The 18,750-nt window shown below is 72.2% G+C and carries 21 protein-coding genes; 4 read left to right on the top strand and 17 right to left on the bottom strand.

Annotated features, from left to right (window positions below; genetic code table 11):
* Window positions 1-83: 83 nt before the first annotated feature.
* Window positions 84-881 carry an alpha/beta hydrolase gene (locus tag Psi01_RS15090; protein WP_204064627.1) on the top strand — a complete coding sequence of 266 codons (798 nt, stop codon included), beginning with the start codon at window positions 84-86 and terminating at the stop codon, window positions 879-881.
* Window positions 882-1,036: 155 nt separating this feature from the next.
* Here Psi01_RS15090 and Psi01_RS15095 read toward each other — a convergent pair whose 3' ends face one another.
* The 10 genes from Psi01_RS15095 to fakA all read right to left on the bottom strand — a co-directional run bounded on the left by Psi01_RS15095 (window position 1,037) and on the right by fakA (window position 9,838).
* Window positions 1,037-1,231 carry a hypothetical protein gene (locus tag Psi01_RS15095; RefSeq protein ID WP_203875107.1) on the bottom strand — a complete coding sequence of 65 codons (195 nt, stop codon included), beginning with the start codon at window positions 1,229-1,231 and terminating at the stop codon, window positions 1,037-1,039.
* 187 nt (window positions 1,232-1,418) lie between these two features.
* Window positions 1,419-1,694, bottom strand: coding sequence for an acylphosphatase (locus Psi01_RS15100; protein WP_204064628.1), 276 nt, complete (start codon window positions 1,692-1,694; stop codon window positions 1,419-1,421).
* A complete protein-coding gene (gene mutM / locus Psi01_RS15105; protein WP_204064629.1) occupies window positions 1,691-2,575 on the bottom strand; it encodes a bifunctional DNA-formamidopyrimidine glycosylase/DNA-(apurinic or apyrimidinic site) lyase in 885 nt (294 codons plus the stop codon). The genes Psi01_RS15100 and mutM overlap by 4 nt, the downstream gene beginning before the upstream one ends.
* A gap of 48 nt (window positions 2,576-2,623) precedes the next feature.
* The gene (gene rnc, locus Psi01_RS15110) at window positions 2,624-3,307 is read right to left on the bottom strand and encodes a ribonuclease III (protein WP_239127742.1); all 684 of its coding nucleotides are present in this window, start codon (window positions 3,305-3,307) and stop codon (window positions 2,624-2,626) included.
* 280 nt (window positions 3,308-3,587) lie between these two features.
* Window positions 3,588-3,767: a 50S ribosomal protein L32 gene (gene rpmF / locus Psi01_RS15115; RefSeq protein ID WP_068926486.1), complete on the bottom strand. Its 180-nt coding sequence runs from the start codon at window positions 3,765-3,767 to the stop codon at window positions 3,588-3,590.
* Window position 3,768: 1 nt separating this feature from the next.
* Entirely contained in the window at window positions 3,769-4,320 is a 552-nt protein-coding gene (locus tag Psi01_RS15120; RefSeq protein WP_204064630.1) for a YceD family protein, read from the bottom strand.
* Between the two features lie 130 nt (window positions 4,321-4,450).
* On the bottom strand, window positions 4,451-4,927 hold the full coding sequence (gene coaD / locus Psi01_RS15125; RefSeq protein WP_204064631.1) for a pantetheine-phosphate adenylyltransferase: 477 nt from the start codon (window positions 4,925-4,927) through the stop codon (window positions 4,451-4,453).
* 15 nt (window positions 4,928-4,942) lie between these two features.
* A complete protein-coding gene (gene rsmD, locus Psi01_RS15130) occupies window positions 4,943-5,512 on the bottom strand; it encodes a 16S rRNA (guanine(966)-N(2))-methyltransferase RsmD (protein WP_204064632.1) in 570 nt (189 codons plus the stop codon).
* Between the two features lie 507 nt (window positions 5,513-6,019).
* On the bottom strand, window positions 6,020-8,191 hold the full coding sequence (gene recG / locus Psi01_RS15135) for an ATP-dependent DNA helicase RecG (RefSeq protein ID WP_204064633.1): 2,172 nt from the start codon (window positions 8,189-8,191) through the stop codon (window positions 6,020-6,022).
* Window positions 8,192-8,269: 78 nt separating this feature from the next.
* A complete protein-coding gene (gene fakA / locus Psi01_RS15140) occupies window positions 8,270-9,838 on the bottom strand; it encodes a DAK2 domain-containing protein (RefSeq protein WP_204064634.1) in 1,569 nt (522 codons plus the stop codon).
* Between the two features lie 259 nt (window positions 9,839-10,097).
* Here fakA and rpmB point away from each other — a divergent pair, with 259 nt between their 5' ends.
* A complete protein-coding gene (gene rpmB, locus Psi01_RS15145; RefSeq protein WP_068926498.1) occupies window positions 10,098-10,283 on the top strand; it encodes a 50S ribosomal protein L28 in 186 nt (61 codons plus the stop codon).
* A 58-nt stretch (window positions 10,284-10,341) separates the two neighbouring features.
* On the opposite strand, the gene thiD is transcribed toward rpmB, so the two are convergent.
* The 3 genes from thiD to Psi01_RS15160 form a co-directional block, all read right to left on the bottom strand.
* Complete coding sequence (gene thiD, locus Psi01_RS15150) at window positions 10,342-11,157, bottom strand: bifunctional hydroxymethylpyrimidine kinase/phosphomethylpyrimidine kinase (protein WP_373872495.1); 816 nt, start codon at window positions 11,155-11,157, stop codon at window positions 10,342-10,344.
* A 175-nt stretch (window positions 11,158-11,332) separates the two neighbouring features.
* The gene (locus tag Psi01_RS15155; RefSeq protein WP_204064636.1) at window positions 11,333-12,508 is read right to left on the bottom strand and encodes a hypothetical protein; all 1,176 of its coding nucleotides are present in this window, start codon (window positions 12,506-12,508) and stop codon (window positions 11,333-11,335) included.
* A 278-nt stretch (window positions 12,509-12,786) separates the two neighbouring features.
* Entirely contained in the window at window positions 12,787-13,818 is a 1,032-nt protein-coding gene (locus Psi01_RS15160; protein ID WP_204064637.1) for a thiamine-phosphate kinase, read from the bottom strand.
* Between the two features lie 51 nt (window positions 13,819-13,869).
* Between Psi01_RS15160 and Psi01_RS15165 the strand changes: the two genes are divergently transcribed.
* A complete protein-coding gene (locus Psi01_RS15165; RefSeq protein WP_203875095.1) occupies window positions 13,870-14,103 on the top strand; it encodes an Lrp/AsnC family transcriptional regulator in 234 nt (77 codons plus the stop codon).
* 34 nt (window positions 14,104-14,137) lie between these two features.
* Window positions 14,138-14,584: a DUF3515 domain-containing protein gene (locus Psi01_RS15170; protein ID WP_204064638.1), complete on the top strand. Its 447-nt coding sequence runs from the start codon at window positions 14,138-14,140 to the stop codon at window positions 14,582-14,584.
* Here the strand turns inward: Psi01_RS15170 and Psi01_RS15175 are convergent.
* The 4 genes from Psi01_RS15175 to Psi01_RS15190 all read right to left on the bottom strand — a co-directional run bounded on the left by Psi01_RS15175 (window position 14,567) and on the right by Psi01_RS15190 (window position 18,694).
* Window positions 14,567-15,676 (bottom strand): D-alanine--D-alanine ligase family protein, encoded by a 1,110-nt coding sequence (locus Psi01_RS15175; protein ID WP_204064639.1) that lies wholly within the window; start codon window positions 15,674-15,676, stop codon window positions 14,567-14,569. The genes Psi01_RS15170 and Psi01_RS15175 overlap by 18 nt on opposite strands.
* Window positions 15,677-15,741: 65 nt before the next feature.
* Entirely contained in the window at window positions 15,742-16,944 is a 1,203-nt protein-coding gene (locus tag Psi01_RS15180; protein ID WP_204064789.1) for a trans-sulfuration enzyme family protein, read from the bottom strand.
* An 8-nt stretch (window positions 16,945-16,952) separates the two neighbouring features.
* Window positions 16,953-17,960, bottom strand: coding sequence for an NAD(P)H-dependent glycerol-3-phosphate dehydrogenase (locus tag Psi01_RS15185; RefSeq protein ID WP_204064640.1), 1,008 nt, complete (start codon window positions 17,958-17,960; stop codon window positions 16,953-16,955).
* A gap of 20 nt (window positions 17,961-17,980) precedes the next feature.
* Window positions 17,981-18,694 carry a lysophospholipid acyltransferase family protein gene (locus Psi01_RS15190; protein WP_204064641.1) on the bottom strand — a complete coding sequence of 238 codons (714 nt, stop codon included), beginning with the start codon at window positions 18,692-18,694 and terminating at the stop codon, window positions 17,981-17,983.
* Between the last annotated feature and the right edge of the window lie 56 nt (window positions 18,695-18,750).

The following is an 18,750-nucleotide window of genomic DNA, read 5'->3' on the forward strand; positions in this document are numbered from 1 at the left end:
CCCCCTCATCCCCTGTGGCCGTGCGAGGGGAAGACTACCGTTCTTCGCCCGCGCCCGCCCGTGCACGGCCTATGGTGCCCTGCATGGATGCGGAACACGGCGAGGGGGAAGCTCCACAACCCATTCGAAGTGGGAAAAAGCCCCTCAAACGCAGAGGCTTTCTACTCACCGGCGGGCTGGCGCTGGCAGGCCTGGGAGGCGTCGCCCTCATCGGACCGGACGGCGTCCGCGACGCCTACGGGCAGATCCGGTGCGGCAGGTCGCCCGATCCCCCGGACACGGCCCCGGGGGCCCGCCAGCAGGCCACCCTGGACGGCCGCCGGGTGGTGATCGGGTTCCCGCCGAACGCGCGGGGCCGGATCCCCGTGGTGATCATGCTGCAGGAGACCGGGGGCGACGCGCTGACCCCGTTCGACCGGTACGCCGTCGACCGCTATCTCGCGGCGGGCGGCGAGCGCTTCGCGGTGGCCTCAGTCGACGACTGGCCCTCCGCCGACCTGACCGGCACGCTCCTGCCCTATCTGCACGGCTGCGGCCTCGACACCCGGCGCATAGGCCTGCTGGGCTGGTCGGCCGGGGGCGCCGGAGCGCTGCGGCTGGCCGCCGAGCTGGGCGGGGAGCAGGTCGCGGCCGTGGCGGCGGCCTCGCCGGCCGTCACCGCGGCGCGGGCGCCGCTGCGGGAGCTGGTGGACATCCCCGTCTGGCTGGGCTGCGGGGACGCCGACGGATGGGCGCAGCAGACAGTGACGATGCTGAAGGGTCTGCAGGCCCTGGGCGCACCGGCCGAGGGCGGCATATCGCGCGGATGCGACGACACGGCCTACCGCCGGCGGATCCTGCCCGACCAGCTGGCCTTCCTGTCACGCCACGTCACAACGTGACGCGACAGTCACAACATGACGTGACATCTGAAGGGTGACATGACAAGGGACGCCCTTGTGGAGGCGTCCCTGGACGGTTTTTTCAGCCCCGGTCTCGAGGCCCGTTCCACAATTCCCCGCGCCGCGCAGCAGGCGTGGGGCTGGAGGAACAGGCTCTAGGTGAGAGCCGGCTCGCGATCCTGCAGGCGGGTGAACGTCTCATCACGGTTGTTGGCCGTGAGCTCCTCGTTCTGGGCCTGGAGCCGGGTGAGCTCTGCCTCCAGGTCACGGATGCGCTGCTGGAGACGGCGCATTTCCGAGACCATCCGAGGGTCGGGACCGCCGACGTGGCCGAGTAGAGCCTTCGCCATGGTAAAGGGTCCTCCACGCTGAGTGACCAGACTGGTTCGCGCACTTCTTGCCGCGGGAGGGGTGCGCGTGGTTCTTATCAAGAGTCGCACCGGTGAGGGAGACGGTCAAGTTGAACACTCCGCATGGATGCACCTGTGGGCACTCTCGACGGCTAAATATACCTTATGTATCGGTTTAGGGGAAGGGCTAGCGCTCCGCAAAACCCACTAAATCACCTTTGGCTTCGCTCCAGCGTTCCACAACTCCATCCACCTTCCCCGGCGTATGGCAACCCCGCAGGAGCTCCAGGAGCCTCTCCCCGGCCTCCTGCGGCCCCTCCGCCACGACCTCGACCCGGCCGTCGGCGGTGTTCCTCGCCCAGCCGACCAGGCCGAGCTCCAGCGCCCGCGCCCGCGTCCACCAGCGGAAACCCACGCCCTGCACCCGCCCCCTGACCCAGGCGGTCAGCCGAACGTCCGTCACGATCCCGCCCTCCCGGGGGTACGGAGGCCTCGCGGCGGGGGCTGGCAGCGGGGACAACTGTAGGACGAACGGTTCATGAACGACTCGCGGACGATCGGGGTGCCGCACCTGCGACAGGGCAGGTCACGCCGGCCGTACACGGCCAGCGAGCGGTCGAAGTAGCCGCTCTCCCCATTGACATTCACATACAAACTGTCGAAAGATGTGCCGCCCTCGGCGAGGGCCTCGGACATCACCTCGCGGGCGGCGTCCAGCAGTTCGGCGATCTTCGGCCCGGTCAGTCTCTCCGTGGGCCGCGAGCCGTGCAGCCCGGCCCGCCACAGGGCCTCGTCGGCGTAGATGTTGCCGATCCCGCTTACCAGCGACTGGTCCAGCAGCGCCCGCTTGATCTCGGTCTGCCGGGCGCGCAGCCGCCGGGCGAACACGCCGGCGTCGAAGTGCTCCTCGAACGGGTCCGCCGCGATGTGGGTGATCGGCTCGGGGACCGGCCGGCCCGCCGAGTCGGCCAGCGCGGTCACCAGCACGTGACCGAAGGTCCGCTGGTCGACGAAGCGCAGCTCCGGACCGCCGTCGGTGAAGCTCAGGCGGATCCTCAGGTGCTTCTCCGGGGGCGAGCCCGGATCGGTCACCAGCAGCTGCCCGCTCATCCCCAGGTGCGCCAGGACGGCGTCGGAGCCGTCCAGCGGCAGCCACAGGTACTTCCCGCGGCGCTGGGCGGCGCCGACCGTACGACCCCGCAGCCGGGAGACGAACTCCTCGGCTCCGGGGACGTGCCGCCGGATCGCCCGGGGGTGGAACACCTCGGCGTGGGCCACGGTCCGCCCGGACACCCAGCGTTCCAGGCCGCGCCGTACGACCTCCACCTCGGGCAGCTCGGGCATGCGTCCCTCCTTCGGGAAACGGGATCCCGGGGACGGCCCCCGGTGACGTCAGCCGGCCGCCTGCTTCTCCTGGGCGGCCCTGATGCGGTTCCAGGCGGCCTCGGCCGCCTGCTGCTCGGCCTCCTTCTTCGAGCGGCCGGAGCCCGCGCCGTACTCCTCGCCGCCGAGGCGCACCACCGCGGTGAAGGACTTGGCGTGGTCGGGCCCGCTCTCCTCGACGTGGTACTCGGGCACGCCGAGCGACTCGGAGGCGGTCAGCTCCTGAAGGGAGGTCTTCCAGTCGAGCCCGGCGCCCAGCGAGGCCGAGCGGGTGATGAGGGCGTCGAAGAGCAGGTGGACGACGCGGAAGGACTCGTCCAGGCCCTTGTTGACGTAGACCGAGCCGATGAGGGCCTCGAGGGTGTCGGCCAGGATCGAGGACTTGTCGCGTCCTCCGGTGCCCTCCTCGCCCCGGCCGAGCCGCAGGAAGCGGCCCAGGCCCAGGTTGCGGGCCACGTCGGCGAGCGCGCGCATGTTGACCACCGCGGCCCGGAGCTTGGCCAGCTGGCCCTCGGGCAGGTCGGGGTGGTTGCGGTAGAGGGTGTCGGTGACCACCAGGCCCAGCACCGAGTCGCCCAGGAACTCCAGGCGCTCGTTGGTCGGCAGGCCGCCGTTCTCGTAGGCGTACGAGCGGTGGGTCAGCGCACGCTCCAGGATCGCGACGTCCAGTCGCACGGACAGGATCCGCTCCAGCTCGTCCCTGGCGACCTCGACCGCCACGGGCTTCACACTTGTTGCCACGTCTTCTCCTCGCGCGAATGTTCAGCAGGTGCGCGATGGCGAGGCAAGAAGTCGGAAGTGCCTGGAAACCCTGATGACCCCGAAGACGTGGTGGGCGCCGGGAGGGCACGCGTCGCCGCGAACCCCGGCGTCCACCACAGCCGCGGGCGGACCGCCATCGCATCGGTGTGGAGACGGTGACGCCGGCCGAGGGCGGTGAGCCCCCGGCCGGCATCCGTCAGTCAGAATGCGATCAGGCGGAGGGCTCGATCACCTGACGGCGGTTGTAGGTGCCGCAGGTCGGGCACGCCATGTGCGGACGCTTCGGCGAGCGGCACTGGGGGCAGCTCACGAGCGAGACCGCGGCGGCCTTCCACTGCGACCGGCGGGAGCGAGTGTTGCTCCGCGACATCTTGCGCTTGGGGACAGCCACGTCAGCTCTCCTGATCGTTGTTATGTTCCGGTACCAGGCCTTGCAGCTTGGCCCAGCGGGCGTCGATGACCTCGTGTCCGTGGTCGGGCTCGGCGTCGGCCAGCCTGACCCCACACTGCGAGCAGAGCCCGGTGCAGTCTTCACTGCAGAGCGGGCTCAACGGCAGCGTGAGCACCACCGCGTCGCGGAAGGTGGGCTCGAGATCGAGCAGTTCACCGTCGAGAAGCGAGTCGTCCTCGGCTGCATCCTCAGCCGAGTAGAAGAACAGCTCCTGGAACGACACCTCGGTTTCCGAGGTGACCGGTTCCAGGCACCGTGCGCACTCCCCCCGCAGCGGGGACCGCGCCGTGCCCGTGACGAGCACACCCTCCATGACCGCCTCAAGCCGGAGGTCCAGCTTCACGTCGGCGTCCTTGGGGATGCCGATCATGTCGACGCCGACGTCCGCTGGTGCCGGGAGAGTGAGATGCATCTCGCGCATCGATCCCGGTCGCCGCCCCAGATCATGGGTGGAGACCACCCAGGGGGCTCGGGGATCAAGGTGCAGAGTCATTACGCTCTCATCAGGCATGGCGAATCATCGCCGTCGTGCAAGGCCGAAATAAGAGAATACCAGGACCGCGACCCTGTCCTGCGAACGCCGCTCGGCCCGGGCGCGGAGCACGGGCCGGCGGCCGGGCCGATCAGCCCCGCAGGCGCTCGACCAGCAGGTCGTGGACGAGGTCCGGGACGAGACCGGACACGTCCCCGCCGTACCGGACGATCTCCTTGATCCGGCTGGACGACAGGAACGACACCTCGGGCCCGGTCGCCATGAACAGCGTCTCGACCTCCGACATCCGGTAGTTGAGCTGGGCCATCTGCAGCTCGTAGTCGAAGTCGCTGATCGCGCGCAGGCCCTTGACGATCGCGGGGATCTCCTGCTGCTTGCAGTAGTCCACGAGCAGGCCGTGGAACTTGTCCACGCGCACGTTGCCGTACTCCTTGGTCACGCTCTGGAGCATCTCGATGCGCTCCTCGACCGTGAACAGGCTCTTCTTCTCGATGTTGATCAGGACGGCGACGACGACCTCGTCATATTGCCGGGAGGCCCGGCCGATGATGTCGAGATGACCGTTGGTGACGGGATCGAAGGACCCCGGACAGACGACGCGACGCAAGGCGAACCCCCAGGTTTACGGATTCCCGGCGGCGCGACCGTACCAAACGGCCGCTTCGCCGTAACGACGGACCCTCTCCTCTTCGAAGCCCTCGGGCCACACCAGGTCCTTTCCCCTGCTCTCCCGCTCCACCGCCACCAGGGCGTGCGCGGCCAGCCAGCCGTGGTCGCGCAGCTGTCCCAGCACCGCGTCCACCGCCTCGGCGGTCACCGCGTAGGGCGGGTCGGCGAAGATCAGGTCGTACGGCTCCGCGGGGCCCCTGGCGAGCACCCGCTCGACCTTGTCGGCGGCCACCTCGGCCCCCGGCAGGCCCAGGGCGGAGATGTTGGCCCTGATGGTCCTGACGGCCCTGGCGTCGGACTCCACCAGCAGCGCGTGGGACGCCCCCCGCGACAGCGCCTCCAGCCCGACGGCGCCGGACCCGGCGTACAGGTCCAGCACCCGCGCCCCCTCCAGCGAGCCGAGCAGCGACCCCACCGTGGAGAAGATCGCCTCCCTGGCCCGGTCGCTGGTGGGCCGCGTCCGGTTCCCCGGTGGCACGGCCAGCCGTCTTCCTCCTGCGATCCCCGCGATGACTCGACTCACCCCACCATTCTCCCGTGTCGCAGCCGAAACACATCACCGCAGCTCAGAGGGGGTGTGGGAGGTGATCTAGGTCAAGAGTCGGCAAGGGGTGGCGAGGAAAGCGCAAGGGTCGTTCCCCCGGGTGCCCGCAGCCTGCATGATGAGTCCTGCGGCCTTCGGATGACCCAGGGGAAGGCCGGCCGACGTGATCGTGAGCCCTTCCGCACGTCGGTGCTCTCGGCACCTGACCCGAGGGCGGGCCCAGGCGGGGACGGCATTCGGGGGGAGGCCGTCCCCGCTACTGGGCGTTCAGCCCCCTTCATCCGCATCGGCCCCCTCCCCGCGTCGGCCTCTTCTCCGCGTCGGCTCCCTCTCCGCGTCGGCTCCCTCTCCGCGTCGGCCTCTTCTCCGCGTCGGCTCCCTCTCCGCGTCGCCCTCTTCTCCGCGTCGGCCTCTTCTCCGCGCCGCCCTCTTTGAGCGTCGCCCCCTTCTCCGGGTCGGCCCCCTCCCGCCTCGGGTCTCTCCGCGTCAGGTCTTCTCTAGGTACTCCGCGCGCTCGTCGGCGAGCAGCCGCTCGATCTCGGTCCGCAGGACCGGGTGGGTGACCAGATCGGGGTCGGCCGTCAGCATGGTCTCGGCCTCCTGGCGGGCGCTCTCGATGATGTCCTCGTCGCGCAGCAGCCGGAGCATCTTCAGCGACGATCTGCGGCCCGACTGCGCCACCCCCAGCACGTCACCCTCGCGGCGCTGCTCCAGGTCCACCCGGGACAGCTCGAAGCCGTCCAGGGTGGCCGCCACCGCGTCGAGCCGCTCACGGGCCGGGGTCCCGGCCGGGGACTCGCTCACCAGCAGGCACAGGCCCGGCAGGCCGCCCCGGCCGACCCGGCCGCGGAGCTGGTGGAGCTGGGAGACGCCGAACCGGTCGGCGTCCATGATGACCATGACCGAGGAGTTGGGCACGTCCACGCCGACCTCGATGACCGTGGTGGCCACCAGGACGTCGACCTCGCCCCGGGCGAAGGCCCGCATCACGGCGTCCTTGTCCTCGGGCGGCAGCTTGCCGTGGAGCACCTGCGTGCGCAGTCCGTGCAGCGGCCCCTGCGACAGCATCTCCGCCACGTCCAGCACCGCCAGCGGCGGCCTGCGCTCGTCGTCGATCTTGGCCAGGTCGCCCTCGTCGCCCTCCAGGTCGCCGATGCGCGGGCACACGACGTAGGCCTGACGGCCCAGCCCCACCTCCTCGCGCAGCCGGACCCAGGTGCGGTCGAGGAAGTGCGGCTTCTCCGCGGCGGGGACCACGTGGGTGGTGATCGGGGCGCGCCCGGAGGGGAGCTGGGAGAGCGTGGAGACCGTCAGGTCGCCGAAGACGGTCATGGCCACCGTGCGCGGGATCGGGGTGGCGGTCATGACCAGGACGTGCGGGCGCCCGCCCCCGGCCTTCTCGCGCAGCGCGTCGCGCTGCTCGACGCCGAAGCGGTGCTGCTCGTCGACCACGACCAGCCCCAGGTCGGCGAACTGCACCTTCTCCTGCAGGACCGCGTGGGTGCCGACCACGATCCCGGCCGCGCCGGAGGCCGCGTCGAGCATCGCCGTACGGCGGGCCGCGGCGCCGAGCGAGCCGGTCAGCAGGGCGACCGTGGTGCCGCCGAACATGCCGCCGGTGGCCAGGTCGCCGAGCATCGCGGAGATCGAGCGGTGGTGCTGCTGGGCGAGCACCTCGGTGGGCGCGAGCAGCACGGCCTGGCCGCCCGCGTCGACCACCTGGAGCATCGCCCGCAGCGCCACCACGGTCTTGCCCGCGCCGACCTCGCCCTGCAGCAGCCGGTGCATGGGGTGGGGCCTGCTCAGATCGGCCGCGATCTCCTCCCCCACGCTCTGCTGCCCCTCGGTGAGCGTGAACGGCAGCCGCCCGTCGAAGTCGGCCAGCAGCCCGTCGCCGCGCCGGGGCCGGGGCGTGGCCGGCCAGGCCTCGGCGGCCATCCGCCGCTGCATCAGCACCGCCTGCAGCAGGAACGCCTCGTCGAACTTGAGCCGCCTGCGGGCCCGCGTCACGTCACCGTGGTCGCGCGGGCGGTGGATCGCCATCAGCGCCTCGGCCAGGCCGGGCAGCCCGTGCCTGGCCCTGAGGGCGTCGGGGAGCGGGTCGTCGATGGGCCCCAGGGTGTCCAGGATCACGCCCAGGGCGCGCCGGATCGCCCAGGGCGTCACGTCCTTGCCCGCCGGGTAGATGGGGACCAGCGCGGCGGCGAACTCGCCCGCCTCGGTCTCCGACTCGTCGATCATCTCGAACTCGGGGTGGGAGAGCTGCCACTTGCGGCGCTCGCCCTGGCCGAACGCGCCCACCTTGCCCGCGAACATGCCCCGGGCCCCCGGCCGCAGCCGGGTCTCGGCGATGTGGGACGCCTTGCCGAAGAACGACAGGTAGATCTTGCTGCGGCGGCCGTCGACGACCTCGACCTCCAGCCAGGTGCCGCCCTTGCTGCGCATCGGTTTGCGCATGAGCCTGGTGACCTCGCCCACCACCGTGACGTGCTCGTCGACCTTCAGGTCGTCGAGGTCGGTCAGCTCACCGCGCTGGGCGTAGCGCCGGGGGTAGTGCCGCAGCAGATCGCCGACGGTGCGCAGGCCGAGGACGCTCTCCAGCAGCCTGGCCGTCTTGGGATCAAGCGCCTTCGTCAGCGGCTCGTCGAAGCTCGTCACCGCAGCTTTCTACCGCTTCCCGCCGACAGAAATCACCCGACTCCCGGATACGCACCGTCGACGTCCGGATACGTTCGGTCATTCGACGCCGATGAGCAGGGGGTAGCCGCCCTGCCCGCCCTCGTAGCGGACGACCTCGACGTCGGGCCGCGCCCCGGCCAGATGGTCCTGCACGGCCTGCGCCAGCCCGCCGGGCGCCCGCTCGCCCTCCAGCAGCGTGACCAGCTCGCTGCTGGAGGAGACCATGCGGTCGACGACCCGCAGGACGACGTCCGCCAGGTCCGTGCCGACCACCGAGGCGTCCCCGTCGATCACGCCCAGCACCTTCCCGGGCTCGACCAGCCCGGCGCTCGTCATGACCTCGCGGTCGGCCACCCAGACGTGCCCGTACCGGGTGTGCGCCGCGGCCTCGGTCATCGCGACCACGTCGTCGTCGAAACGGCGCAGCGGGTCGTGGACCGCCAGGGCCGACAGGCCCTGCATCGAGGCCCGGGTGGGCAGCACGCTCACCGCGATCCCCTCCTCGCGGGCGATCTCGGCGGCGGCCGCCGCGACCTCGCGGGCCCCGCTGTCGTTGGGCAGGACCACCACCTCGGTGCCCGCCTCGCGGATCGCGGCGAGCACCGCGGCCAGCGGCGGGCTGGAGCCGGGGTCGCGCAGGACCACGAGGGCGCCGGAGCGCTCGAACAGCGCGCCCAGGGCCGGGCCCGCGGCCACGGCCACCACGCCCCGCCCGCCCGCGGCCCGGTGGGTCCGGCCGGTCCCGACCAGGTAGGTCACCTTGATCCGGTACGGCCTGCCGTACCGCATGCCCGCCTCGATGGCGGCGCCCGCGTCGTCGACGTGGACGTGGACGTTCCACAGGCCCTCGCCGCCCACGACCACCAGCGAGTCGCCGAGCGCGTCGAGCTCCGCGCGCAGCGTCTCCACCGCCGCGGCGTCGGCGTCCAGCAGGTACATGACCTCGTAGGAGGGGCCCTGCTCCGGCTCCGGGGCGACGACCTTGTGCGCCGGGGCGGGGATGTCCGGCCGTCCGGTGTAGGAGTCGGTCACCACCGCGGCCAGGCTCTCCAGGATGATCACCAGGCCCGCGGCCCCGGCGTCCACCACGCCGTTGCGGGCCAGCACGTCGAGCTGGGCTGTGGTGCGCAGCAGCGCGTCCCTGGCCTCCCGCGCCGCCCGCCGTACCACCTCGGCGAGATCGCCCGTCATGTCGCCGACGGCGGAGGCGACCGCGGCCAGGACGCTCAGCAGGGTGCCCTCGACCGGCCGCTCCACCGCTCCGCGGGCCAGCTCGGCGGCCCTGACCAGGCCGCGCCGCAGGTCGGCGCCGTGGCCCTGGCCGGACCCGAGCACCTCGGCCAGACCGCGCAGCGCCTGGCTGGCGATGACCCCGGAGTTGCCCCGCGCGCCGAGCAGCGCGCCGCGCGCGAGCTCCCCCCACGTGGTCGCCGCGTCCGCGTCTCCGGGCAGCGCGTCGAGCGCCTCGGTGGCCGCGAGCATGGTCAGGTGCAGGTTCGTCCCGGTGTCCCCGTCGGGCACGGGGAAGACGTTGAGCGCGTCGATCTCCTCACGGGCCCGGCCGAGGGTCTCCGCGGCCAGCCGGGACCACCGGCGGACCGCCGGCGGGTCGAGAACCTGCAGCATCCTGCCTCCGTGCCCTGTGTCGCGCCCGTTCCCTACCCTTCACCGGCCCCGCCGACCGCGACCGCCGTCGCGACATGCGCCCGCGGCAGGATGCGCTACGGTTGCCTTCCGGAGATTATCCCCGTTGGGCCTGTCGTGGCAGCTCGCGTTGGCATGCATGGTCAGGCATCGGATATCCTCGTTTGGCCAGCCGGTTGTCCCGGCATGCCCGATGACCGCCAAGCGGATCGGGTCTCTCAACTGATTGAAGGAGCGAACCGTGGCTTCCGTCTGCGACGTCTGCGCTAAGAAGCCGATCTTCGGCAACAACATCTCCCACTCGCACCGCCGCACCCGCCGCAACTGGAAGCCGAACATCCAGCCCGTGCGCGCGGTCGTGAACGGCACGCCGAAGCGGCTGAACGTGTGCACCTCCTGCATCAAGGCGGGCAAGGTCACCCGCTAGTCCAGACTTCCGACAGCCCGCCGCCCCGCCCGGGGCGGCGGGCTGTCGGCATGTGCGGCTACTCCCGCGCGCCGCGCCAGCGCCAGGCGTGGTCGACCGGGCCGATGCCCGCGCCCAGGGGGAAGCCCCGGGCGATCGCGCCGGTGACGTACGCCTTGGCCTTCTCCACCGCCGACGGGACGTCCTCGCCCAGGGCCAGGTGGGAGGCGATGGCCGAGGCCAGGGTGCAGCCGGTGCCGTGGGTGTGGCGGTTGTCGTGGCGCTCGGCGGTGAAGCGGAACTCCCGGGCGCCGTCCGTCAGCAGGTCCACCGGAGCCCCCGGCAGGTGGCCGCCCTTGATCAGCGCCCAGGCCGGTCCCAGCTCCAGGACGGCCTCGGCGGCCCGGGGCAGGTCCTTCTCGTCCTCGACCTTGACCCCGGTGAGCTGGGCGACCTCCCACAGGTTGGGGGTGACGACGGTGGCCACGCGCAGCAGCTTCGACTTCACCGTGTCCACGGCCTCGGGGGCGAGCAGCGCGTCTCCGTGCTTGGAGACACCAACCGGGTCGACCACGACCGGCGCGCTCACTCCGGACAGCACCTCGGCCACGGTCTCCACCAGCACGGGCGAGGCCAGCATGCCGGTCTTGATCGCCTGGGCGCCGATGTCGCCGAGCACGGAGTCGAGCTGGGCGCGCACCGCCTCGGGGGGCAGCTCCCAGTAGCCCTGGACGCCGAGCGAGTTCTGCGCGGTCACCGCGGCGATCACGCTCATGCCGTGCACGCCGAGGGCCAGCATGGTCTTCAGGTCGGCCTGGATGCCCGCCCCGCCGCCGGAGTCGGAGCCGGCGACGGTCAGGACGCGGGGAGGGGACGGAACGGTCATACCTCCCATCCAACCAGGCGACGGCCGTACCCGGGTCTCCGATTCCACCGGACCGGGCGCAGGCCGTACTCGGACCGGGCGACGGCCGTACCTCGCACTGCCGGAGTCCGCCTGACCGGGTGACGGCGTGCCGGGGGCGCGGGTTCAGGCCGTACGGTCCCCCGAGGTCGCCGTGGCGGCGCGGTCAGGTGACCGAGCACTCTCCCTGGGCGCTCTCGCAGGTCTGCGGGGCCCTGGCGCGGCCGGTGGCGGTGAAGGTGACGACCAGCTCGCCGCCCTCCGTCAGGCTCTCGGTGGACTCCAGCAGCAGGCTGTCGCCGTCCTGGCTCCACTCCGCCCCGGAGACCGAGGAGACCTCTCCGCTCACCGGGAGGGTCAACCGCAGCGGGCCGATCTTCTTGTCGGCGGCGATCACCACTTCTGCGGTGTAGGCCCGCGAGCGCTGCCGTACGACGCCGAAGCCGACGCTGATCGCCGCACCGCCGGTCACGGACGGCGGGCCCTCCGGGTCGGAGGGGTCGTCGGGTGCGGGCGGGTCCGAGAGCGAGGAGGGGCTCGCCGTCGGGGTCTGGGAGGACGAGGGGTTCGGCGCCGGCGTGTCGTCCTTGCCGTCCCTGCCGACGCCGAGCGGCTGGGCGCTCTCCTCAGCCGCCGAGGGCTGGTCGTCGTCCTGCGGCCTGCCGGCGGGCGACCCGTCGTCGGTCACGTCACCGTCGCGCGGGGCGCGGGTGGAGGTCGGGCCGGGGTCCGGACGGCGGTCACGGCCCGTGCCGCGGGGCGGGGCGGACGACTGCGCGGACGGCGGCCCGGTCGTCTCCTCCCCGGCCTGCGCGGGGTCACCGACCTCGGGGACCTCCTCGGGCGGCGCGTCGTCCGTCTCGGGACCGGCGGCCTCCGGTCCTGACGGGGAGGCGTCCGGCGCGGCCGCGAAGCAGTCCTCGGAGGAGCAGTCGGCGCTGGCGGCGCCCGGGCTCTTCCACGCCTGGACACCGGCCACGGTGCCGCCGATCACCGCGGCCACCGCGATCACGGCCAGCACCGTCATCTTGATCCGCCCGCCCATGCCCCGTCGCTCGTCGGGCCAGTCGAGGTCGTCCGCCTCCGACCGGCCCGCCCGACCGGACCGCGCCTCACGCGGCTCGTCCTCGGCCGACCACCCGGATCCCAGGAACCCTGTCCCGCCCGAGGTCAGAGGCTCATCCGGCCACCCGGCGACGGTCTCCGCCGTACGCGGCCCCTGCTCGCCCGACCATCCGACGGCGGTCTCCGCCGCATGCGGCCCCGCTTCACTCGGCCACCCGGGCGCGGACAGCCCCGTGACGGTCTCCGCCTCTCGCGGCCATCCCGGCTCGCCTGACACGGGGAGACCGGTGACGGTCTCCGCGCCGGCCGGCCATCCGGGGTGGGTCCCGGCCGGTGCCGACTCCTCGGGACGGAGCCGGCGCCCGAGCGGCTCGTCGCGATGGTGCGGCTCCTGAGCGGGCTCGGGTTTCTCCCTGTCCGGGGAGGGTCCCTCTCCACGTCCTCCGTGGCGGCCCATGTCACCTCTTTCTCCGGGAACGATGGCCGCCCATCTTCATAACATCTTCAATACGCGTTTGTCACAAATTTCACTGATGAAGCATGAAATGAGGAATGTCACATCCGGAAGTGGTCCCAGCCGCCCCGCTCCACCGACCGGCCGCCGACCTGCACTCCCTCGCCGTCGGTCACCCGGCCCACCACGGTCCAGGCGGGCGGCAGCCGTACCTCCGCAGGGAAGGTCGCGGCCAGGGCGTGGTCCTCGCCGCCGGTGAGCACCCAGTCCAGCGGGTCGGCGGCGAGCAGGCGGGCGACCCGCTCCATCTCCGGGGTGACGGCGAAGGCCCCGGGATCGAGCGCGATGCCCACCCCGCTGGCCGCGGCCACGTGACCGAGGTCTTGCAGCAGGCCGTCGCTGACGTCCAGCATCGCGGTCGCGCCCAGCGCGGCGGCCTGGGGGCCGCACGGGTAGGGCGGCCGGGGGCGGCGGTGCGCTCCCACCAGCCCCGCCACGCCGTCCTCCCCCAGCTCGTCCGATCCGTACGGCTCCGCACGCCCGTCTGTCCGCCGGTCCGCCGGGCCGGGCAGGCCCTCGCGCCCGGACTCCAGCAGCGCCAGGCCGGCCGCGGCGTGGCCGAGCCGTCCCGCCACCGCGACCACGTCGCCCGGCCGGGCTCCCGAACGGGTGACCGGCGCGCGCCCGCCCAGGTCCCCCAGGGCGGTGACGGAGATCACCACGAGGTCGCAGCGGGTGGTGTCGCCGCCCGCCACCCCGGCTCCGACCAGGTCGCACTCGTCGCGGAAGCCGGCGGTCAGGTCGTCCAGCCAGGCGGTGCCGACGTCGGCGGGCAGGCCGAGGCCCACCACGATCGCGGTGGGATCGGCTCCCATCGCAATGACGTCGGAAAGGTTCTGCGCTGCGGCTTTACGACCGATGTCATATGGACTAGACCAGTCACGACGGAAGTGCCTACCCTCGAGCAACATGTCTGTTGTCACGACGACCCGCCCGTCGGGCGCGCCCACCACGGCGGCGTCGTCCCCGGGGCCGAGCAGTACGGCCCTGCTCTGTGGCAGGCGTCCGGCAATACGTGCAACGATTCCGAATTCGCCGAGATCTCCGACTGTGATGACGCACCTCCCGTTCATCACAGGGTACGGTGGCCCTCCGGCACTGATCCCATCACCCGGGAGGACGTTATGGTGCAGGCCTACATCCTTATCCAGACCGAGGTCGGCAAGGCCGCCCGCGTGGCGAGTGAGATCTCCGGGATCTCCGGCGTCACGCAGGCGGAGGACGTCACCGGTCCCTACGACGTGATCGTGCGTGCCGAAGCTCGCAATGTCGACGAGCTGGGGAAACTCGTGGTCGCCCAGATTCAGGCGGTGGACGGCATCACGCGCACGCTCACGTGTCCCATCGTCCACATCTGATCTCTCTGATCCATCCGATCCACAGGAAAGTCACATGCGATTCCGGTTCGCCCGTTGGGCGGGCTGCGCCTGCGCCCTGCTGATCCTGGCGGGGTGCGGGGGCGCGGTCAGGCTCGACCCTCCCACCCCGGAGGGCGAGGCCGCGACCGCCTGCAGGACGCTCGTCGAGCGGCTGCCGCAGACGCTCAAGGGGGCGGAGCGGGTGGAGTCCATTCCAGCCTCGCCGTACGTCGCCGTGTGGGGGGAGGGCGAGATCGCACTGCGCTGCGGGGTCCCCCGGCCGGTGAACATGGCCCCCACGGACGAGGTTCCCGTGATCAACGACGTGGCGTGGTTCAGCGCCCCGTCCCTGCCGACGTTGTTCACCTCCGTCGGCAGGACGGCCTACGTCGAGGTGACGATCTCCCGCAAGCACGTCCCGGAGACCGTCCTGGTCGACCTCGCGGCGCCCATCAAGGCCGCGCTAGCGCAGACCGGGTGAGCGCTCCAGCGCGAGCCGGATCAGCCGGTCGACCAGCTCGCCGTACGGCAGGCCGCTGGCGGCCCACAGCTGCGGCGCCACCGACATGGCGGTGAAGCCCGGCATCGTGTTGATCTCGTTGAGGATCAGCCGCCCGTCGGGCGTGTAGAAGAAGTCGACCCGCGACAGTCCCTCGCACCCCAGCGCCTCGAAGGCCCGTACGGCCATCGCCCGCAGGTCCTCGGCCACCTCGCCGGGGATGTCGGCGGGCACCGACAGGGACATGTCGTCGCCGATGTACTTGGCCTCGAAGTCGAAGAACTCGTGGTCGCCGCGGACCAGGACCTCGCCCGGGACGCTGGCCTGCGGAGGCGCGTCGCCCGGCGACTGCAGCACCGCGCACTCGATCTCCCGCCCGGTGATGGCCGCCTCGACCAGCACCTTGGGGTCGTGCTCGCGGGCGAACTCGACGGCCCGCTCCAGCTCCTCCAGGTCGTTCGCCTTGGAGATGCCCTGGCTGGACCCGGCCCTGGCGGGTTTGACGAAGACCGGCCAGCCGAGCTCCTGGACCTCCTTCAGCACCCGGTCGCGGTCGGTGCGCCAGTCGCGGTCGCGGATCGTGACGTACGGGCCGACGGGCAGGCCCGAGGCGGCCAGCACCATCTTCATGTAGGACTTGTCCATGCCGACCGCGCTGGCGAGCACCCCGGAGCCGACGTAGCGGACCCCGGCCATCTCCAGCAGCCCCTGGATGGTGCCGTCCTCGGCGAACGGGCCGTGCATCACCGGGAAGACCACGTCGACCCGGCCGAGCTCGACGGGGATCTCACCGGCGTCGTAGGCCACCAGCGAGCCGCCGCCCGACGGCAGGGCCAGCTCCGTGCCCCGGGCGTCGATGGAGGGCAGCTCGTCCCCCTCGATCGCGTAGCGCTGGTCGCCGGAGGCGAGCACCCACCGCCCGTCCCGGGCGATCCCCACGGGGATCACCTCGTACTTGGACCGGTCGATGACCTCCAGCACGCTTCCCGCTCCGAGGATGGAGACGGCGTGCTCGGAGTTGCGGCCACCGAAGACGACTGCGACCCGTGGCCGGGGCGTGTGCTGCTCGCTCATGATGACCGAATCTACCCCCTCTGGGAGGTCGATCCGGTTGCCGGACGCGCCATATCCGCGATGCGCTATGCCCGCGACGTCCGCAGGGAGTCGAGCGCCTCGGTGACGTCCACGATGAGGTCCTCGGCGTCCTCCAGGCCGATGGAGAAGCGCACGGCGGCCGCGTCGGCCACCGGCCTCCCGTCCGGCCGGCGGCGACCGGCGGAGGCCACGTGGACGGCCTTGGTACGGGTGCCGCCGGCCGAGCCGGAGATCGAGACCAGGCGGAGGGCGTCCAGGAGCCGCGTCCCGGCGTCGTGGCCGCCGTGCGGGGTGACCGTCACGCAGGCGCCGTACCGGGTGCCCTCGGGACCGGAGTCGAACAGGTGCCTGGCGAGCCGGTGGCCCGGGTGGTCCGGCAGGCCCGGATAGTCGACCTTGCGGACGGCGGGGTGCTTGGCCACCGCGGCGGCGAACACCGTCGCGGTGGCGCACATGCGGCGCACCCGCAGCGTGAGGGTCTCCACCCCGCGGCGCAGCAGGAAGGCGTCGTCGGGCGAGAGCGTGCCGCCGGTGTCGGCCACGACCTCGCGGAGCCGGGACACCAGGTCCGGGCGGCCCACGACGACCCCGCCGGCGCAGTCGTCGTGCCCGCCGAGATAGGGGGCCGCGAAGTGCACCACCAGGTCGGCCCCGTGCTCCAGGGGCCGGCACACGACGGGGGTGGCGTAGGTCGAGTCGACCACCAGCAGCGCCCCGGCGGCGCGGGCGATCCGGTAGAGGCTGCGGATGTCGGCCACGGCCATCGCCGGGTCGGACAGCGTCTCCGCGTATATGATCTTGGTGCTGGACCTGACCGCCTCGTGCACCCGGTTCAGGTCGGCGTAGTCGACGAAGTCGGCGCTCACCCCGAACCTGGACAGCACGTTGGCGATCAGCGAGTGGGTGCCGTCGTGCACCGGTGCGGGGGCCACGACGTGCGTCCCCGCGCGCAGGAAGGTCATCAGCACCGCGTTGACCGCCGCCATCCCCGAGGAGAAGGCCTGACCGGCGACGTCCTTGGGGGCCGCCGCGCCCTCCAGCGAGGCCACGGCCGCGGCGAACGCGGCGACGGTGGGGTTCTCGGCCGGGCGGCGGGCCTTGCCGCCGAGGGCCTCGGTGTGGTCGGCGGCGGTGTCGAAGCGCCAGGCGGAACTGCGCCAGACCGGCGGCCCGAGGGGAACCGGTCCGGGCGCCACCGGGTCCGGCAGGTGCGCCGAGCGGGTGTTCTCGCCCGGGAGCCGGGCCATGCGTCGGTTCACACGCCGTACCGTTCGGGTTTGGGGCTGCGGGACATCAGCAGCATCCCGGCCTCGCTCGGGGGCATGCCGTCGTGGACGACGGCCACCACGACCTCGGTGATCGGCATCTCCACATCGTGCTTCCTGGCCAGCTCCAGGACGGACTCGCAGGACTTGACGCCCTCGGCGGTCTGCTTGGTCGCGGCGATCACCTCCTCCAGGGTCATGCCCTTGCCGAGGTTCTCGCCGAAGGTGCGGTTGCGCGACAGCGGCGAGGTGCAGGTCGCCACCAGGTCGCCCATCCCGGCCAGGCCCGCGAAGGTGTGCGGGTCGGCGCCCAGGGCCGCGCCCAGCCGGGAGATCTCCGCCAGGCCGCGCGTCATGAGCATCGCCCCGACGTTGTCGCCCAGCCCCATGCCCGCGGCGACCCCGACCGCCAGGGCGATCACGTTCTTGACCGCCCCGCCGAGCTCGACGCCCACCACGTCGGGATTGGTGTAGGCCCGGAACCAGGGCAGGTGGCAGGCCTCCTGCAGGCGCTCGGCGACCCGCTCGTCGGGGCAGGCCACCACGGTCGCCGCGGGCTGCCCGAGGACGATCTCACCGACCAGGTTGGGGCCGGAGACCACCGCGACCCGCTCCTGCGGCACCTCGGCCACCTCGCAGATCACCTCGCTCATCCGCTTGGTGGTGCCGAGCTCGACGCCCTTCATCAGGCTCACCAGCACCGCCTCCGGCGGCAGGTGGGGCTTCCAGGCGGTCAGGTTGCCCCGCAGCGTCTGCGAGGGCACGGCCAGCACCACGAAGTCGGCGCCGTCGAGGGCCTCGGCCGGGTCGGTGGTGGCGCGCAGCGCGTCGGGCAGCACCGTGCCCGGCAGGTAGTCGGGGTTCTCATGGCGCCGGTCGATCGCCTCGACGATCTCCGCGCGTCTGCCCCACAGGGTCGTCTCCGTGCCCGCCCCAGCCAGGAGCATCGCGAAGGTGGTGCCCCATGAGCCCGTCCCGAATACGGCCGCCTTGGTCATTTCATCACCGTACGCCGAACTCAGCCGCGAGAGGGCTTCTTGAAGGGCGCATCGGGCGCCTTCTCACCGCGCAGCTCGGCGAGGAGTGCCGTGATCGCCGCCATGATGTCGGCGGTGGCCTCGCGCAGGACGTCGGCCTGGATCGGCCGGCCCTGGTACTTCGACAGGTCCACCGGCGGGCCGACCAGCACGCGGAAGGTCTTGCGGGGCAGCAGCCGGGGCCGCTTGCTGCCGTAGGGCAGGATCTCCTGGGCGCCCCAGTGCGCCACCGGGATCACCGGCACGCCGGTCTCCAGGGCCAGCCGGGCGGCCCCGGTCTTGCCCTCCATGGGCCACAGGTTCGGGTCGCGGGTGCAGGTGCCCTCGGGATAGAACATCACGCACGAGCCCTCGGCGATGCGCTCTTCGGCGCTCCCCAGCGAGCGGATGGCGTCGGCGCTGCCCCGGTAGACAGGGATGGCCAGCAGCGAGCGCACCGCGCGGCCCAGTCCCGGCACCGTGAAGAGCGCGGCCTTGGCCAGGATCACCGGCCAGCGCCCGTTGTTGTAGAGGAAGTGGGCGATCAGGATCGGGTCCAGCCACGACAGGTGGTTGGTCGCCATGATCATGGCGCCCTCGCGGGGCAGGAGGTCGGCCCGCCGCCAGTCCTTCTTCACCAGGAGCCAGGAGATCGGCTTGACGATCACCACTGCCAGGGCGACCCAGAACTTGGTCGGCCAGCCCGGACGTCTCATGTGCTCCTCCATCTGCACGGGGTGCGCCTCAAGTCTCCCGGTTGGCTCGGGGCCGT

Origin of the sequence: Paraplanobispora siamensis (assembly GCF_016863175.1) — a bacterium.
Taxonomy (GTDB): domain Bacteria; phylum Actinomycetota; class Actinomycetes; order Streptosporangiales; family Streptosporangiaceae; genus Planobispora; species Planobispora siamensis.

What these genes read in the sequence shown, in the direction of transcription:
- Psi01_RS15090 (WP_204064627.1), top strand. Translation starts at nt 84, where the DNA reads ATGGATGCGGAACACGGCGAGGGGGAAGCTCCACAACCCATTCGAAGT.
- Psi01_RS15095 (WP_203875107.1), bottom strand. Translation starts at nt 1,231, where the DNA reads ATGGCGAAGGCTCTACTCGGCCACGTCGGCGGTCCCGACCCTCGGATG.
- mutM (WP_204064629.1), bottom strand. Translation starts at nt 2,575, where the DNA reads ATGCCCGAGCTGCCCGAGGTGGAGGTCGTACGGCGCGGCCTGGAACGC.
- Psi01_RS15120 (WP_204064630.1), bottom strand. Translation starts at nt 4,320, where the DNA reads ATGACTCTGCACCTTGATCCCCGAGCCCCCTGGGTGGTCTCCACCCAT.
- fakA (WP_204064634.1), bottom strand. Translation starts at nt 9,838, where the DNA reads ATGCTGCAGGTTCTCGACCCGCCGGCGGTCCGCCGGTGGTCCCGGCTG.
- thiD (WP_373872495.1), bottom strand. Translation starts at nt 11,157, where the DNA reads ATGGGAGGTATGACCGTTCCGTCCCCTCCCCGCGTCCTGACCGTCGCC.
- Psi01_RS15160 (WP_204064637.1), bottom strand. Translation starts at nt 13,818, where the DNA reads ATGAACGGGAGGTGCGTCATCACAGTCGGAGATCTCGGCGAATTCGGA.
- Psi01_RS15165 (WP_203875095.1), top strand. Translation starts at nt 13,870, where the DNA reads ATGGTGCAGGCCTACATCCTTATCCAGACCGAGGTCGGCAAGGCCGCC.
- Psi01_RS15170 (WP_204064638.1), top strand. Translation starts at nt 14,138, where the DNA reads ATGCGATTCCGGTTCGCCCGTTGGGCGGGCTGCGCCTGCGCCCTGCTG.
- Psi01_RS15175 (WP_204064639.1), bottom strand. Translation starts at nt 15,676, where the DNA reads ATGAGCGAGCAGCACACGCCCCGGCCACGGGTCGCAGTCGTCTTCGGT.
- Psi01_RS15180 (WP_204064789.1), bottom strand. Translation starts at nt 16,944, where the DNA reads ATGGCCCGGCTCCCGGGCGAGAACACCCGCTCGGCGCACCTGCCGGAC.
- Psi01_RS15185 (WP_204064640.1), bottom strand. Translation starts at nt 17,960, where the DNA reads ATGACCAAGGCGGCCGTATTCGGGACGGGCTCATGGGGCACCACCTTC.
- Psi01_RS15190 (WP_204064641.1), bottom strand. Translation starts at nt 18,694, where the DNA reads ATGAGACGTCCGGGCTGGCCGACCAAGTTCTGGGTCGCCCTGGCAGTG.